This window comes from Gilliamella sp. App6-5 (assembly GCF_001690525.1).
Lineage (GTDB): Bacteria > Pseudomonadota > Gammaproteobacteria > Enterobacterales > Orbaceae > Gilliamella > Gilliamella apicola_H.
The window spans coordinates 1-18002 of sequence record NZ_LZGT01000003.1 but is presented as its reverse complement, the minus strand read 5'-3'; the positions used below and the strand labels follow the sequence as shown (position 1 = coordinate 18002).

14 protein-coding genes and 1 tRNA gene are annotated in these 18002 nt (G+C 36.6%); 4 read left to right on the top strand and 11 right to left on the bottom strand.

Annotated features, from left to right (window positions below):
* Window positions 1–15: 15 nt before the first annotated feature.
* From rnpA to epmB, 3 genes are all read right to left on the bottom strand, one after another.
* Window positions 16–372 (bottom strand): ribonuclease P protein component, encoded by a 357-nt coding sequence (gene rnpA / locus A9G24_RS00260; protein WP_065637240.1) that lies wholly within the window; start codon window positions 370–372, stop codon window positions 16–18.
* 11 nt (window positions 373–383) lie between these two features.
* Window positions 384–524 carry a 50S ribosomal protein L34 gene (gene rpmH, locus A9G24_RS00255; protein WP_025314679.1) on the bottom strand — a complete coding sequence of 47 codons (141 nt, stop codon included), beginning with the start codon at window positions 522–524 and terminating at the stop codon, window positions 384–386.
* Between the two features lie 156 nt (window positions 525–680).
* A complete protein-coding gene (gene epmB / locus A9G24_RS00250; RefSeq protein ID WP_065637239.1) occupies window positions 681–1709 on the bottom strand; it encodes an EF-P beta-lysylation protein EpmB in 1029 nt (342 codons plus the stop codon).
* 33 nt (window positions 1710–1742) lie between these two features.
* Between epmB and efp the strand changes: the two genes are divergently transcribed.
* On the top strand, window positions 1743–2309 hold the full coding sequence (gene efp / locus A9G24_RS00245) for an elongation factor P (protein WP_065637238.1): 567 nt from the start codon (window positions 1743–1745) through the stop codon (window positions 2307–2309).
* A 330-nt stretch (window positions 2310–2639) separates the two neighbouring features.
* Here the strand turns inward: efp and A9G24_RS00240 are convergent, their stop codons facing one another.
* From A9G24_RS00240 to thiI, 5 genes are all read right to left on the bottom strand, one after another.
* Window positions 2640–3560 (bottom strand): hypothetical protein, encoded by a 921-nt coding sequence (locus A9G24_RS00240; RefSeq protein ID WP_065637237.1) that lies wholly within the window; start codon window positions 3558–3560, stop codon window positions 2640–2642.
* Between the two features lie 519 nt (window positions 3561–4079).
* Entirely contained in the window at window positions 4080–4565 is a 486-nt protein-coding gene (trmL, locus tag A9G24_RS00235) for a tRNA (uridine(34)/cytosine(34)/5-carboxymethylaminomethyluridine(34)-2'-O)-methyltransferase TrmL (RefSeq protein ID WP_065637236.1), read from the bottom strand.
* A 19-nt stretch (window positions 4566–4584) separates the two neighbouring features.
* Entirely contained in the window at window positions 4585–5961 is a 1377-nt protein-coding gene (cpxA, locus tag A9G24_RS00230) for an envelope stress sensor histidine kinase CpxA (protein ID WP_141673011.1), read from the bottom strand.
* A 38-nt stretch (window positions 5962–5999) separates the two neighbouring features.
* On the bottom strand, window positions 6000–6716 hold the full coding sequence (locus tag A9G24_RS00225; RefSeq protein WP_065637234.1) for a response regulator: 717 nt from the start codon (window positions 6714–6716) through the stop codon (window positions 6000–6002).
* A gap of 139 nt (window positions 6717–6855) precedes the next feature.
* Window positions 6856–8304 carry a tRNA uracil 4-sulfurtransferase ThiI gene (gene thiI, locus A9G24_RS00220; RefSeq protein WP_065637233.1) on the bottom strand — a complete coding sequence of 483 codons (1449 nt, stop codon included), beginning with the start codon at window positions 8302–8304 and terminating at the stop codon, window positions 6856–6858.
* Window positions 8305–8695: 391 nt separating this feature from the next.
* Between thiI and A9G24_RS00215 the strand changes: the two genes are divergently transcribed.
* From A9G24_RS00215 to A9G24_RS00205, 3 genes are all read left to right on the top strand, one after another.
* A complete protein-coding gene (locus tag A9G24_RS00215) occupies window positions 8696–10045 on the top strand; it encodes a hypothetical protein (RefSeq protein ID WP_065637232.1) in 1350 nt (449 codons plus the stop codon).
* Between the two features lie 197 nt (window positions 10046–10242).
* The gene (secG, locus tag A9G24_RS00210) at window positions 10243–10617 is read left to right on the top strand and encodes a preprotein translocase subunit SecG (protein WP_065637231.1); all 375 of its coding nucleotides are present in this window, start codon (window positions 10243–10245) and stop codon (window positions 10615–10617) included.
* Between the two features lie 7 nt (window positions 10618–10624).
* A tRNA-Leu gene (locus A9G24_RS00205) sits at window positions 10625–10710 on the top strand.
* A 424-nt stretch (window positions 10711–11134) separates the two neighbouring features.
* Here A9G24_RS00205 and mukB read toward each other — a convergent pair.
* The 3 genes from mukB to mukF are packed head-to-tail and all read right to left on the bottom strand — an operon-like array spanning window position 11135 to window position 17653.
* Entirely contained in the window at window positions 11135–15553 is a 4419-nt protein-coding gene (gene mukB / locus A9G24_RS00200) for a chromosome partition protein MukB (protein WP_065637230.1), read from the bottom strand.
* Between the two features lie 2 nt (window positions 15554–15555).
* On the bottom strand, window positions 15556–16287 hold the full coding sequence (mukE, locus tag A9G24_RS00195; protein ID WP_065637266.1) for a chromosome partition protein MukE: 732 nt from the start codon (window positions 16285–16287) through the stop codon (window positions 15556–15558).
* A gap of 43 nt (window positions 16288–16330) precedes the next feature.
* Window positions 16331–17653, bottom strand: coding sequence for a chromosome partition protein MukF (mukF, locus tag A9G24_RS00190; protein ID WP_065637229.1), 1323 nt, complete (start codon window positions 17651–17653; stop codon window positions 16331–16333).
* Between the last annotated feature and the right edge of the window lie 349 nt (window positions 17654–18002).

The window sequence follows — 18002 nt, the reverse complement described above, 5'->3', positions numbered from 1 at the left end:
TTAATTTAAATTTATTCAAACCTCGTACTTGGTTATGATTCGTTGGCATAGTTTATTTAGTGTTTCAACGATTTGCTGATTATCTAAGTCTATAACTGACTGTTTAGCCATCAGAATAAAGTCAATATTAGGAAGCTGATGTTGACGATGCCGAAAGTACTCTTTAGCCAGTCGTTTGATACGATTACGCTCATGAGCTCGTTTCACCTGTTTTTTAGCTATAGCAAATCCTAACCGCATATGATTGCAGTTATTTTTACGTACAACTAAAGTTAAAAACGGAGAACCTACCCGAAAGGAATCTTGGAAGACGTGATTGAAATCGAAGGGAGTTAACAATCGTAACTCCCGCGGAAAAGTGAACTTAATCACCCAACTTTAAATCAGCTAGCAACAGTTAAACGAACACGGCCTTTAGCACGACGGCGAGCAAGAACTTGACGACCGTTTTTAGTTGCCATACGAGCACGGAAACCGTGAGTTCTATTGCGTTTTAATACTGATGGTTGAAATGTGCGTTTCATGACGATTTATATCCAAATCTAATTTATCAACAGGTTGCAGAGCTTAAGCTCCACAGCATTAATTAAAGAGGTCGGAATTATAGAGCCTATTTTATTTTCCGTCAATGAGATTTTCATAGAATGTTTTTTTCACAATTTAACCTCATATTAAGTGAATTAATCATTCACTGATAGTACACGCTTACTTTTTTCACCGCCCACTTCGCGCGCTAATTTAGGCACTAAATAACCCGATACTCGATCAGCTAGTTGTTTCATTATTATTTTTGCAGACTCATCATCAACCAAAAAATGAGCAGCGCCTTGCACTTTATCTAACAAATGGATGTAATAAGGCAAAATCCCAATATCAAAAAGCTTATTACTTAACTGCGCCAAAATATCGGCATTATCATTAATATTTTTCAACAATACGCTTTGATTTAGTACAGTTACACCGCTTTGTTTTAAAAGCTTAATTGCAACAGCAACAGCATTATCAATCTCATTTGAATGATTAATGTGAGTAACAACTATTATTTGCAACCTACTTTTAGCAAATAGCCGACAAAGTTCAGGCGTCACTCGCGAAGGAATAACAACGGCCAAACGTGTATGGATTCGTAATCGCTTAATATGTGGGATTTTTTCTAATGCATTAATCAAAAAAGTCATTTCATGATCTTTTGCCATTAGTGGATCACCACCAGATAAAATAATTTCATCAAGATCAGGGTGATTTGCAATATATTCAAGTGCAATACCGAGGTTCTTTTTATTGCCTTGATTATCATGATAAGGAAAATGCCGCCTAAAACAGTAACGACAGTTAATTGCACACGCCGTTTTTGTGATCAACAATGCACGATTATGATACTTATGCAATAACCCTGCAATGGCATTATCTTGCTCTTGTAATGGGTCATGACTGTAGCCATCAACTTTTAATAATTCCTTATCATGACAAAGCACCTGTAGTAAAAGTGGGTCATTACCATCCCCCTTTTTCATTCGATTAATGAAAGCCCTAGGAACGCGAAGCGGAAACTGTTTTTTCGCCTGTTGCATAGGGGTTGAGATGGTGTCAGGGTCTAGACCTAAATAGGAGTATAAGACGTTGATATCTGTCACAACATTGGCAAGATCAACAATCCATTCATCTTTATTATTTGGTAGTTCGATTTTTTGCTGTATAATATGGCTCATTTTTTGTAATTCAGAATTTTAGTTGGAGCTTTTATGGCATCTTTTAGTACTAATGAGTTTAAAGCTGGTCTTAAAATAATGCAAGATGGTGAACCGTGTGTCATTGTTGAAAATGAATTTTATAAACCGGGTAAAGGTCAATCCATCAATCGCGTAAAAATTAAAAAATTACTTTCAGGTAAAACTGTCGATAAAACATTCAAATCAGGCGAATCAGTCGAAGCGGCTGACGTTATTGATATGAATTTAACTTACCTCTACACCGATGGTGAGTTTTGGCATTTTATGAATAACGACACATTTGAACAACTTTCGGCTGACGCTAAAGCAGTTGGCGACAATGCAAAATGGTTGGTTGATCAAGCTGAATGTATCTTAACATTATGGAACGGTCAACCGATTGCTGTAACGCCACCAAACTTTGTTGAACTTGAAGTAATCGAAACGGATCCAGGTTTAAAAGGTGACACAGCAGGCACCGGCGGTAAACCAGCGACTTTATCAACTGGTGCGGTAGTTCGTGTACCTTTATTTGTACAAATTGGCGAAGTCCTTAAAGTGGATACTCGCTCAGGCGAATATGTATCACGCGTTAAATAAAATCGCATACTTTTAAGTTCGCTTCTATCGCCCCCAAAAGAGAGGTTGGTCTAACCTCTCTTGCTTATTTAAATAGCACAAATTTAAAATTCAAGCTTACTGTTTTTACAAGCAATCCTATTATTAAAATCCTTTAAAATCTGTCCAAATTTAATTATCAACACAATCAACGTTGATAAATTGAAAATGATAATTTTTATTGCTGACAAGCTATAAGAGCACAAACTTTTAAACCTCGTCGACTTGGGAGCCCGCTTTACACCAAGCTTTGTTCTTTGATTGCTTGTCATTAATTAGTGCATAAGACCGGATTAAAAACTAACCATTAGACTAAGGAGCGGTGCAAAGGCCATAATTGATAATGGAGGCACTGAACCAATAAATGTCACCGTTGTCCGCGCCCACATCGAACTGGCCAGTCCTCGTCGTGTCACTTGTCCAGTAGTTTTGGAGGACGAAATCTGCACCAGTGTAATGATGCATAAAGCCCCACTCCGTAAACAATCCAGCACCTATTTGACGCTGATAATGATTACCACTTGATAGTGGCGTTGCGCCAATTGATCCTTGGCAATGCGAACCTGAGCCAAGACCAGAACAAATTGCATTAGTCAGATCCTTGACCTGTGGCACACGATAACCCAAACGACTACACCAAGTTACCATATCAGGATAGTAATATAATTCAGCTCCTCGGTTCACAAACCATTTCTGTAGGACAAATCCATATCTTACTATTTCTTTACCCTCTCTGTCTCTACCCACTAACTCAAAGGCCTGCGGTAACTTTGGCGCGGTAATTTGATTAGGATAGGGATTACCCCATTGAGTTCTTGCCTCTGGACCTGTTAGCGTAACACGAAACTCGACATCACATTCGTTATTACATTCTGTTTTTCGCGTCACTGTGGCTGTAATTCCCTCATGCTTGACTGGCTCCCATGTCAATTCACTTGCTTCTCCCATTATGATTAAATCAAAATATAATCCATCAGCCCCCGTAGTTGGAAAATTAAGCGCGTATAATGCTGGATCTTTTGATTGAACTAGGAATCCATAATCGGAGTTCCATATGTCAGCAGGACCCGCGAAGTGAAGCTCGCCAAAATCAAGATTAGGTCTTACGGATTTGAGGATCCCCAGTGACGATGGCAGTATTATGGCATCACTACGATTAACCGCTCGACCTCTTTTACCCGTTAATGCCAGCGAATTCCATGAAAACGACAATAACAACACTGCCAATACCAATGAGATTTTCCGAGATAATTTCGATAATGATTTGAAAAATAACTTCGAGGATATACGCGAGGTAAGTGCTAAAACCTGTCTAAAGTGTCTATTCGATAAATTTAATACATAGGTTTGCCAGTGCTGGTGTCTGGTGTCTGGTGTCTAAAATGATAATGCATTATGGTTCACCTGTCAAGTAACTTTATGTTTTATTTTGATTTTTATGTTTGCATGTTTATTAAACAAGCTGAATTTTCAACCGATTAAAGTATAACCGTTAAAAAAAAGCTTGGCTAGTTTTTTGAGTGATTTTTATATAGATTTATTGAGAGTTATTTTTATGAAGCTTAGTGAGAAGCTTTAAGGGTTTGAAATTTTTGTTTTTCCACAAAAAAGAAAAACATAGAAAACAAATAAAATCAACATCATAACTAAAAATTTTTACAGAACAAACATACACCTTTCATAACACAGAAAGGTGTGAATATAGCTGCCTTTTACCTACGTCGGAATGTACCGATAAAATAGGGATAAATTTTATTTTGCACCGATGTAGTTTAACTGGCGCCATGATTCATAAACCACAACAGCTACAGAATTAGATAAATTCATACTACGGCTCGTTGCTAACATGGGAATACGTATTTTTTTATCTTGAGGCAATACATCAAGTATGGCTTTCGGTAATCCTCGGGTTTCTGGTCCAAACATTAAAAAGTCATGTTGCTGGTAATTAACTTCACTATGAGACCTTTGCCCTTTTGTGGTTAAGGCATAAACTTGTGTCGACAAGTCGATTTGATTGGCATCTAAAAAATGGTTGAGATTTTTATAACGTTTTACATCAACAAATTCTTGATAATCAAGCCCAGCTCGTCTTAATTTTTTGTCATCCCAGAAAAAACCCATGGGTTCAATAATATGTAAATTAAAGCCAGTGTTAGCACAAAGGCGAATAATATTACCAGTATTAGCGGGAATTTCGGGTTCAAATAAAACAATATTTAAGACTGAATCTGACACAACTTTTCTCTTTCACTATTTATTGATGTTTATGAATTGGCAATACTATCACAATTCTAAGTCCGCCAAGATGACTTTTTTCAGCTTTTACGGTTCCGTGATCGCGTATGATGGCATTGGCAACAATAGCAAGCCCTAATCCAGTTCCACCTGATTGGCGATCTCGAGCTTCACTTGTACGATAAAAGGGTCTAAAAATTTCTTCTAATTCACTTTCAGCAACCCCTGAACCATCATCATCAATTGTAATGGTTATCTTTTTTTGTTGTGCCACAAAATTGACAACAATCTGTTTATTGGAATAACGAAATGCATTACGTATAACGTTTTCAAGTGCACTACATAAAGCAACTGGATAACATAAAATGGTATGGTTGGTTGGAAGATTGGCAACGGTAAACTTCTTGCCTATTTGTTCTGCTTCAAAAACGGCATTATCAAGCACATGTTTAAACAACAGATTAATTTTATTAAATTCACGGATTTCATTATTGTCATATTGCTGCCTTGCCAATGACAATAAATCACCAATCATAGAATCTAACTTTAATGCCTCAATAGCAATACGCACAACTTCACTGCTTTCACCTTGTTTTCGACGTAATAAAGCTGTAGCAAGCTGCAACCGAGTCAAAGGCGTGCGTAGTTCATGAGAAATATCTGAAAACAGGCGGTGCTGCACCTCTTGCATTCGTTTAAGCTCCCTAAGCATATGGTTAAAACTAGCGCCAGTTGCTTTATATTCAGAGGATCCTATTTGTTCAAGTTCTGGCCACTCTTGTAAATTGCCTTTTGCAACCTGATCTGCTGCTTTTTTCAATCCTCTTGCTGGTTTAGCAATACTCCAAGATAACCAAAGTAAAAAAGGCGAACTGGCTAACATGGTCAAAGCTAATAATAAAAAAGGATGATCAAATATAAAGTTAACGAATTGTGATTGAATGTCCGTCGCTTGTTGTAAGATATACAATTGATATTCTGTATTGTCATAATGGACTAAAAAAGGCCCTATAATTTCTTGTGAATCATAAATCTTCTTGGCTGGATCCTCAACATTACTGGATTTTTCTCTAAAGTTCTTCACTAAATCGATATTTTTAGTCTCAGCAGTAATGATTTGCTCATTGGGTGTAACAATAAATAAAGATTGACCTGATTTCTGGTGGTTATCCATCACAACAATAAAACGCATCCACCATCGAAAACTATCTTTAGGCACATTAACAAGATCATTCTCAACCTGATGAGCTAGTATATTACCTGCTTCTTTATCTTTATTTGCTAAATACGTTAAATTTCGAGAATCAAGGCTCGGTAACACCATTATTAACATGAGAAAAAAAACGATGGTCAGTAAAAATATAGTGAAAATTCTGATTGTTAGGCGATCAAAAATCCACATATTATCTGACCTTCTTAAATTTTATTCTAGCCTTACAACAAATCATTTTGTTGATCCACGACAAATAAATAACCTTTAGTACGTAGTGTTTTAATCCAAGGTAAACCATCACTTCGATGAGGGAGTTTTTTACGTAAATTAGAAACATGAACATCAATCGAACGAGCAAGCGGGACAAGCTCTTTACCTAAAACAGATTCACTTAGCTTTTCACGTGTAATTATTTTGCCCGCGTTTTCAAGAAATGTAAGCAACACTTGAAACTCAGTACCCGTTAAATCAATATACTTGTTATCAAAAAAAACAGATTGCTGTTTTCGATTCACACTAAGTTTATCAATTGTATATTGAATCGGTTTATCAGCAGCATCATTTTCTGTATTATCCCAACGAGTTCTACGTAAAAGCGCATTAATTCGAGCGATAAGTTCTCTATCATTAAATGGTTTTTGAATGTAATCATCAGCACCAAGTTCAAGGCCAATAACTTTATCATCTTCACTATCTTTAGCCGTTAAAAAAATAACAGGTACAGTAAATTTACCTCTAAGTTGAGATAATAAACTAAATCCATTCATTTCAGGCATCATAATATCAAGTAAAATAAGATCTATAGTTCTATCAAACTTTTCTAAAGCCTGAATACCATTATTCGCTATTTCAACTTGATAGCCTTCTAATTCAAGTAGTTCTCGTAATAATAAAGTAATCTCCTGATCATCATCAACGACAAGTAATTTGCTGTTCATTACATTCCTCTTTTTATCTATATCGAATTCATTCTTGATATTGATATTTATTTTTATATTAATCACAAATATAGTTTTTGTTTAAGAATTCATTATATATGTAAAAAATAAGAATAATATAGTAAATTATTGTTAAAATTTATATAGAAAATATTTTTACATTATTAAACCCTTGGTCAATTAAATAAAGTGCTTGTAACTTGCTCATTACGCCGCGTTCACAATAGAGTAAATATTGATTTGATTGATCCAAATTTCCAAATTGCGTTGCCAATTTGTAAAATGGAATATGCTTGATTTGAATATCATTCAATACAAGTGGATTATCTTCTTGCTCTTCTGGAGAACGAATATCAATAACCACATGATCTGCACTCAGTGCTGTAACAGTTTCGACTTGAGTAATCTTTGTGTCAGATTGTTTTGCAATCTCACGTATATCAATGTTTTCAGCTTCGGCAACAGCTTTATCTAAAATTGTGAAATCGAAATTTAATTCTTCTGCTTCAATTTTTTCTTTTACGGCTTTAACCGTTGGTTTTTTAGATATCACACCACAAAACTCAGGCATTGTTTTAGCGATATCTTCCGTTCCAATTTGGCGTGCAAGATTGATAATCGTTTCTTTATCATGCGTGATAAGAGGGCGTAGAATTAATGTATCACTAGCATTATCAATTAACCGTAAGTTAGTCAACGTTTGACTCGATACTTGACCTAATGCTTCGCCAGTAACAAGTGCTTCTACTTTATAACGTTGCGCAATTTTTGATGCTGCACGAATCATCATTCGTTTTAAGATCACTCCCATTTGCCCATCGTCAATTTTTTCCAGAATTTCACCAACAACATCAGAAAAATCAATAGCTATAAAACGCACTTTATGTGAACTGCCAAAACGCTCCCATAAATAATGTGCCATCTGTTTAACACCGATCTCGTGAGTTTTGCCGCCAAGATTAAAGAAACAATAATGTACTCGGCTACCGCGCCTAATTAACATATAACTTGATACTCCCGAGTCAAATCCACCCGATATAAGCGAAAGAACATCTTCTTGCGTACCAGTTGGAAAACCACCAATACCTGCATGTCGGCTTTTTACCAGTAGTAACTTGTCTTTATCGATTTCAAGATTAACCGTGATTTCTGGGTGGGTTAATTTAACCTTAGCCGAAGATACGTATTGATTAAGCCCACCACCAACATAACGCTCCACATCAATTGAAGTAAATTCATGTTTACCACGACGTTTAACCCGTACACAAAATGTTTTGTTTTCAATCAATGGTGCATAATAATCTAATACTTTTTCAAAAATATCATGCATATCAGCAAAAGTGAGTTCATCGACAGCTAAAATATGATGAATGCCGGGGATCCGAGTTAATAGCTCAAGTATCTGCTTTTCACTATTTTCAATTTTTGGACGAACTTCAATAAAGTCCCAATGACGAATAACTGCAACATCTTCAATATGATGTTTTAAAATATTACGGATATTACTGGTTAATATTTTAATAAAACGCAAACGAACAGAATCACTTTTGATAGTTATTTCAGGAAAAAGTTTAACAATAAATTTCATAAATAGAGCTTACCATAATAAAAATGGCAACATTATACTGCTTTTTAGATAAGAACGCACAATTGATTATTGTGCCCTCGCTATTGGTGCGAGCTAGCTAATATTTCATATTTAAAAAACTTTACAAAAAAGCGGTTCTAACAAAATAATGAAATATACTATACTGCTAAACAGTTATATGCTGTTAACTATAACATATTCAAAATAATAATAAAAAAACAAAGGGTTAAATTGACCAATTAAATAAAGGAGTTTATAATGACAAACAGCAAACAGCAAACAGCAAACAGCAAACAGCAAACAGCAAACAGGTTATAAATTAAACAAAAATATCGTTACTTCGACACTTTTCTTTATCTCTTACCTTTTTTCATTCTCAGCTTCAGCTACGTTGTCGACAGTAACTGCAAACTCGATTAAAGGGAATGCACCGATTTTTATTTCAAATTTTTCTGAAAATAACTTAGGGTTTACCGTCAGAGATACCTTTTATAGCGAACAATTAAATAATATTCCTACTTTCTTTGATAAAAACTTAACTCTTAATGATTTTATTATCAAAATACCGACAATCGATGAACTTAAATTATCACCGACCAAAAACTATTACGATGAAGATGGCGATAAAGGTAAAACTTCTGAACAAGGTACTTTTTCTTTTGGTTCAATCAACTTTAAATGGTTTGATAATGCTGAGCAAGAAATTGAAAAATCACAATATAATAAAGCCATTGGTTGCGGTAGCGGGTTTCAAATGCCACTTAAGTTAGCCATTACCCTTTCAGATGTGCAAGTCCATTCAGAATATGGCGTTCCAAAAGATAGTGAATCATCTCATTTAACCAAAATTTATCAAATTAATACTGATTCAGCGATCTGTTTTGCTAAACCAAACCAAATGATCGTCAATAATAATCAAACTTGGGGGAGTCCTTATCATTTTACCCAAAATGGAAAAACAGATTGTGCACTTATAGGTTATGAGAATATTGATAGTTCTGTAATTGATCCTAATCGTGGTAGTAAAGGTTGGAATAAGCCTGGCACTGAATATAGAGATTCACTTTGTGGCGGTGGATACGATCATAGTGTTTTTGACCCTATCAATGGATTTTATGCATCTGCCAATCCGAAGTTCCCAACAACAGGTTTTCCTGGTGCTCAGTTTCAATTACTTATGACTGGCGCCCAAACAGATTGGACTTATTCTGTAAATGCAACACCAACAGGTAGTGTGACTGTAGATAAAAATGGCATGGTTTTCCTAAACAGTAAACCTAATGGCTCAGTGACAATATCAGCAAAATTTAAACCTAATCAAAACATCGTACATACTTATACATTTAATCCAACCAAAACTTGGGTTGTGCCTCAAGGTGAAGTTCTTTATTCTTTTGAACAAGCAAAAGTCGCTTGTCATGGTGAACAAAATCTACCCACTAGGGCTGAAATGTCTAATTCACCAAATGCATCAGCGACATGGATAGAAAACCCTTTGACTTGGGATCTCTTTACACGTGCAATTAATCAAGGATTACTAAGTGAATGGGGAATGGCAGATGATATTAACTATCCAAACTCAAGGTGGTCTCACAAATATTATTGGTTTTTTTCATCTGATGTGTTTCCGCAAGCACATCTACACCCAGAGCTTTCTAACAGATATGCTATTGATGCTTGGATAGGGCAAATTCAAGTATGGGGAAAAGAACAGCAATTACATGCAGTATGTAAGGAATAATGACCTTACAATTAAGGTGATAGATAATGATGGTGCTTATTTTAGTTTAAAAATTGACAGTTTTTGATTGATTAAAAGAGATATTTTTCAAAATAAACCGATAATCCATGAAATTTTACTTGCTTGTTGGGCTGTCTTTCGCTAATATTCCGCACCAATAGATTCTGTTGTATAACATATAAAATTGACAGGTTGAAATGTACGAACTTCTAATTATAAGTTATTTGATCATCGCTTTGGTGATTATCGTTTTAGTTTTGATTCAGCGAGGTAAAGGCGCAGATATGGGTTCTTCTTTCGGCTCAGGCGCGTCAGCAACTTTGTTTGGTTCTTCAGGAAGTGGTAACTTTTTGACTCGTACAACAACGTTATTAGGTATTTTGTTTTTTGTCATTAGCATTCTATTGTCGAATTTAGGTAGTAAGCCTCATGCCGCTTCAAATCATGAATTTGATAACATTGAAGATAGCGTACCAGCAACGGCGCAGCAAAATGAAGGTGGAGCAGAGCAAACTACAGCACCTATTGCTCAACCGACACAACAAAATCCAACATCGGATATTCCTGAATAAAAACGGCGCCGTGGTGGTGAAATTGGTAGACACGCTATCTTGAGGGGGTAGTGCTCTAAGAGCATGCGGGTTCAAGTCCCGCCCACGGCACCAAATCAATAAACAGTAACATTCTTTTAAACCCTACAAAGCACACAAAACCCAGTAATAACAAGCCTTAAAGTCTATTTTATTGCCCATTAAGTATCAGTAAGATGCATTTACAACCAAAATTTTTAGTTATATGGTTAGTTATACGAAACTATATAACTAAAATTATTATGGCAAGAAAAATTCACCCATTAATAAGATACTCAAACTGCCATGCTAAGAGGCAAGGACTGCTGTTTTTATTTGATGGTGGAAGTGCTCCTAGCAAAGATTAGACAGAGTACGCCTTTATAAAATGGCTTAATTTGGCTCAATACCTCATATTGCTATTGAGCTTATAACCATATTTTTATACTAAAACGTATAGTTACCTGAAACTTTTTTACAAAATACGCCAATGTTTTGCCGACAATGTCGACAAAACAAATTAAGCGAAGCCCTTTAAACCAACCACATGCACATGCTCTTGGTTGTTCATCACTTTACGTACAAGTTTATACGTTGTGCCTTTTTCTGGGCTGATGTTTTCTGGAGCGGCAATGATTAATTGCATTTCTAGCCGTTCGCAAAGCTCAAATAGAGTTGCAATGGATTTGGCATCTAGTCGAGCGGCTTCGTCCAAGAATAATAAACGGCATGGTAAAATATCTTTATTACGTAGTCGTTTGGATTCTTCTTCCCAACTTTGAATAACCATGAGTAAAATTGACATACCCGTACCAATTGCCTCACCGGTTGATAGCGCACCACTTTCAGCACGTAACCAACCATCCGCACCACGGTTCACTTCAACATCCATTTCAAGATAATTCCGATAATCAAGCAGTTCTTCACCAATATTTTGTGCCGCTTTTTGTCCCATATCAATATGTGGGTTTAAACGTTGATAAAGTTTAGCTAAAGCTTCTGAAAATGTAATACGATTATTACTAAATAGATCTTGATGTTCGTTTTGCTCATCAGCTAATGCTGATAACAGAGTAGAGTGTGCTTCTCGAACACTAACATTTAAGCGTACGCCATTGACTTGACCGAATGCTACCGCTTGTAAGCCTTGGTTAAGCATACGTATACGATTTTGCTCTCGCTGTATGGTTTTACGGATAATATTGGACACACTCTTTGAACTAATTGCCAGCTGCTGTTCACGTGATGTGAGTTCTTCCGTTAAACGTGACAATTCAATTTCCATCTGTTCGATCGCTTCAATAGGGTCATCTGTTTTCACAATATCTTGGCGAATTCGTTCGCGTAAATGTGCATAAACTGCGATATAGAATTGAATTTTACGTTCTGGACGTTTTGGATCTTCTGATAATCTTAAAACATCCCGTAGATGTTCATTGTCATTAACTGCCAAGCGTAACGAACCCAATGCCTTATCCGACATAGAACGTAGCTCATCAGCACTTAAGTAAGCCAGTTCTCGGCGATGTAGTCGACGTTCAACACTATTTTCTTTAACCAACCTTAATACTAAACACCATCCTGCTTTCGCTTGTACTACCTGTTCACGAAGTTGTTTATAATCACGCAGTGTTTGAGTTAAGCGTTTTTGCATCTGTGTCATTTCGCTTTCACACATAATCAGTTGTTTTTCAAGCGATGTACAATGTTGACGGTTATTATTTAATTTTTGATGGATTTCATCACGGCGCAATCGCGCTCGTTCTTCTGTGATCGCGTCCGCTTTTACGCCAATTTGTTCGATCTCTTTTTGTAGTTCATGCAACATATCACGCTTAGTTTCAAATGCACTTTTAAGCGAGGCAAACGTTTGGTTATATTGATTGTATTTATCTTGATACTGTTGCATCTGACTACGCGCTTCAGCTCTTTGCGCTTCAACCACTTCTAATCGAGACCGCAATTTTTCATTTAAATCACTATTTTCACTCAACATGCCAGCCGAATCTTCATAACTAAAGTGAGCTCGGCGTTGTATGACTTCAGTTAACGCAAAAACTTGTTGGCGAATCGCTTGTTGCTGTGCTTTAACCATGTTGTAATGTTCACGAAGCGATTCATTTTGTTCAGGATCACTTTGTAATAGTGCCACAATCGGTTCAAGTTCTGAAACAGTATTGCGATTACGACTAACATACTGCGCAGATTCTTGCGCTTCAGCTAATTGCTCACGTAATTCATCAACCCGATCTGCTAAATCTTCATCTGCAAGCAAGTGCATCTGAGCAACAAGCTTATTAACGGTAGCTAATTGCTCTTTGCAATTAATAACTTGTTGTTGGTTTTGTTGATCAATGCTTTCTTGAGATGATAATTGACGTTCAATTTCGGTGCGTCTTGTCGCTAATTTTTGCGCTTCCGCTTCAGGGTCGATATCAAAAGCAACCGCAAGATATTGACCTATAAACTGTCCAACATTTTGCTCAATGCGTTGTAATTTTTGTAAATCAAATGAAATTGTTGCATAACGTTCATGTAATTCATCACGTTCAACCGATAGTTTTTCAAGATGAACTTCACGCGCTGCTCGACCAAATAGTGGTACACTTGGAAAACTTGAAAATCGCCATTGGCGATCGCCTGTTTTGACTAGTACAGATTTATTCATCTCTTCGCAATCAAAAACGCTATCATCAAATGATGAAGGATCACCTTCAATAAAGTAGATATCTTCTGGATAATCTTCATCACTTGCGGTAAGACTTTCTAATTGCTGTTTAACTAATGATAAGTCTGGTACAACGATAGCTTGCCTTGCTGGACCATAGAGCGCTGAAAAGTAAGGCGCATCATCAATGGTTACGTCTTCATAAATTTCAGAAAGTAATACACCGTTGAAGCGTTCAGACAATGCAGATAAACGACCATCATCAACACCACTAGGTTGGTTAAGTTGCTCAATTTGGACATCTAATTGATTACGTCTAAAGCTAATTTGATCTCGTTCAGTAACTAATATTCGCTCTCTTTCAAGCAGCTTTTGCATATGTTGAGTCACGGCTTGACTGTTATTAAACATTTCACCGGTTTGTTCTTGCAAAGCAATTAACGCATCTTGGGCTTTTAACCATAATGGTGCTTTTTGGTGATAATCAGTAATTTTCGATTGAATCTGTTCAAGTTCTTGCCTAAATTCAATACGCTTTTCGCTTGATTCGTTAGCCCGCTCCGCATTCTCATCTAGTTGGGATTCGATCTCTTGTTTTAATTCGTCAAGCTCATCATAATTAATTTGTCGTCCAATACGTTTACAAAACTGTGTTAGTAATGATTCTGCTTCTTTTTGCTCAAAAAAGCGTTGTTCTAGTTCATCAAGTTGTAGCTGTAAATGTTCCGCTTGTTCAGCTTGATAACATTGTGATGGCCATTTTCTTAATGCTTCTTTCGCTGCAACAAAGGCATCACTACGTGTCACATCACCAACTAATTTAATCACCAATTGATAAGCTCGATCAAATTGATTAATGGCTGCATCAGATACACTTAATTTTTGTTCAAGTTCAAGAACTTGTTCGGTGATCTCTTTTTGCTTTTCATCAAACACGGCAAAGTGATCTTCGATATTGCTAATATCTAGTTTTGGTAGCTGACATAATGACTGCGCATTTTTTAAAGCCTGTAAAGCCTGTTGGTATTGAATTGCTCGTGTTTGTTGAACATCAAGTGCTTGCTGATAATCCGCCAACTGTGTTTTGATTTCATCGACTTCTTGCTCTGTTTCGTTAACCTGATCGCGATAAACTTGGTACTGTTCATTCGCTTCAAGTACCACTTCGTTTTGTTCTTCAAGCTTTAAATTTAAGTCATCTAAATCTGCTTGATAGCGGTCGATTTTTTCTTGTTGGCGTAGCGCTGTTTGTGCTAAATTGAGGTGATCATTAGCGGCTTGTAAATCAGTTTCCAAATCGCTTTGCGCTTCTTGATACTCTTTAAGTTCTTTCGCCGTTTCTACTTGGCGGTATTGATTACTAATAAGCTGATCTTGCGTTTTAAACATATCACGACGCAAGCCAAGTACCGATTCAATATGCACTCGGCGTTCGTTAGCATGACGCATATAATCGGCCGCGACATAATTGGTCGATTCAGTAATAAGATGTTTGAATAAATCCCGATCGGATTGTGTAACTCGAATCGCTTCTAATGTCATTCGGTTTTCACGCAGTGCCGCTTCCATATCTTGGAAAGCTTTACGCACCCCACCATTTTCAGGTAATAAATAGTCGCGTAGTGAACGTGTAATAGCACTTGAGATACCGCCATAAAGTGAGGCTTCGATCAATCGGTAATATTTACTTCTATCTGATGGTGAACGTAAGCGTTTTGGTAAAATGCCAAAATCAAACATAACTGAATGATAATCAGTAATCGAGTTAAATTGTTTGAAGATAATACCATCCATCAATTCAACTTTATCTTTTAGCTCTAGTAACGATAAAATGCGAGCTTGTTTGTCATTGAGTCGTTCTGTTACCAATTCTGTTGGACTTATACCAATAGGTAAACCTTGCAATAAGAATGGTTTGATATCGACTTTTTTATCGCGACCTGCAACTTGTTGTAAGCGGACACCACAAATAATACGTTGGTTACGAGAATTAATCACATTAAGCATAGAATAACAAACACCCGGTTTTAATTTACCATGCAAGCCTTTGTCTCGTGAACCTGAAGTCGCCCCGGCTTCCGTTGTATTTCTAAAGTGTAATAAGGTTAAGTCAGGAATTAATGCGGTTACAAATGCTGCCATTGTGGTTGATTTACCAGCCCCATTACCACCCGATAGCGTTGTGACTAATTGGTCTAGCTCAAAAGTTCGCGCAAAAAAACCATTCCAGTTAATTAACGTTAATGAGTGAAATTTACCGTGTCCAATCATGTTTATTCTGTCTCCTCATTAACGTCTTCATCTTGTTCTTCGCTGTTATCATTATCTAAAGTCAGTGATGATTCAATTTTAATTGCTTCACCATCTCGGATTAAGCGCAATTGCGCTTCTTGCGCATCATCGCTACTACGTACATCTGCCCCAAAACGGAAGATAGCTTCGTTAATGCGAAAACGATTGCTATCATTACCCACAATAAAAAAAATCATGCCTAACCGACGTAAGCGATTTAAGGCTGTTTTTACTTTATCAAAGAGTTTTTGGCGATCTAAATCTGAACCGGTTGAACGCTGGTTGACTAATTTTAGTAATTTATTTTCATCAGCTAACGAAATCAGCTCATCAAATAACTCTTGTAAGGTAAAAATGCCTTCATGAGCCAATCGTTCCGGACTTAAATATAGATAACAAAGTACTTTACCAACAAGCATATCAAGTTCCGATAATACTGAACGAGGAATTAATGTTGTAGAGCGTGGACGCAAGTAGAAAAAGCCTTCTGGCGCTCGAATCAATTCAACATTATAACGTTGATAAAATTGCTCAAGCTCAAGTTGGAAATCCATTAGAAAGGCATGATGATCAAGCTCATCAATACCAATATGCCGCCCTGATCGTAGTAAGCTATCAAGTTCTGGAAAAATTGGATTAGCAATCGCCTGCGCCAATTTTACAGGCATATATTTATCGATTGATGCTTGAGAACTGGCTGCAATACGCCCCATAACTTTATCAAGGTGCTGGGCGGTTGATTCTATTTCTAAATTTTTAGTATTTGTTGATGACATGTGCTTGTACCTTAGCTCCATAATCGTTAATCAGTTTCCATTCGGCAGGGATACCTAGCAAATCGTCTTCGGCAATACCTAAACGAATAGCTTGATCGATAAATAACCTTGCAATATCAAAATGTTGTTCGCGTGGGAACTGCGCTAAATAACTGCGAATGGCAATACTGATATCAAGAGGTTTATTTTCTTGCTTAAAGATCAGTAGATTTTGTTCAATATGCGCAATAATATGCTCTTGGATTTCTTCAATCATTTCAAATTCGAGCTCTGATGGTAATTCGCCAGTTACCTCTGCTTCGTGTAAGACTAATTCTTCATCACGCATATCAAGCAAACGATCAGCATTAGCAAAAGTCAGTGACCAAGGCAAATCAAAGTAATTTTGAATTGATTTACGTAAACGCTGCGAAAAAACGCGATTCTTATCTAAATCAATTGCGGTACGAATAAACTTATGCACGTGGCGATCATAACCTATCCAAAGATCTATCGCCTTTTGCCCCCAACCAATAATCCGGTCAAGTTTGCCCTGTAAATCTATAATCACATTGTTAATCTTATCAAGATCAGGATTGTCCAATATTGCATCTTGGATCAAAAGAAGACTAGCTTGTAGCTTATCCCCTGCAGCAGCTAAAGTATCTTGTAACTCACGCAAGGTCTGCGATGTTTCGGTGAGTAAACCTTCACAACTGCTAATTGCTGCTTGCCAATCTTGGCTTAATAAGGCTGAAATGTTTTGCTTCACATCTGCCTGCTGCTCATCCATAACACGTTGCGTGATATCAATACTGTCAAAAATCTCAGCAACGGAATATTTTAACGGCGCAAAAACATTTCGATGCCAATGCAGATCATCACCGCCTTCAAGCGCAGCATCGGCAGCACGTTTTAACTCTTGTGCAACAATAGAAAGTTGAAGAGATAAACGTAAGGTGGAAAACTCTCGCTGACGAATATAATAATCAGTAATACCTATTCCCAATGGCGTCAAACGATAGATAGAAAACCCATCAGTCATTTCACTCGTAAATCGAGTAATAAAACGTTGGCGAACGAGATCATTTATCGCATTGTTCGCTCTAACCGTTATCGTTTCTTCACTCTGTTCGAAAATTTGCGACACATGGCGGAAGGCATCAACTAATTCAGATTCCGTCATTTCACCATCAAACCGTTCACTATTTAATACCGCTATTGCTAATAAAAAAGCAAGCCGTTCAACTGGTAATGAGATCGAAAAATCATTTTTTTTTGCCCAAGCAACCAATTCTGGCACTGATTGGGAAAAATCAATCATAAAGAATCCTTAATTCAAGGAGAACAAAATCGAAACATACCTCAGAGGTTTTATCTCCGTGCGGTATCAATAAAAATGCCATCAATTATATAACAATATAGAGTAAATTTGTAATGGAATTCGATGAAAGCGCGAAAACTATATTATTCAACTTACATTGTCTTTTAACGGTATGATAATAAAAAATAAGATAATCTGAAAAGACCAATACTTTTATATTGGTCTCAGATTGATGACAAACCTCGATATAATTCGGGGTTTATTTTTTTATTTAAACCATAAATAGGATTTTTAATTTGGATTTTATTAAATAAATTAAAAAATAGCTTAAAAAAACGTAACAAAAATA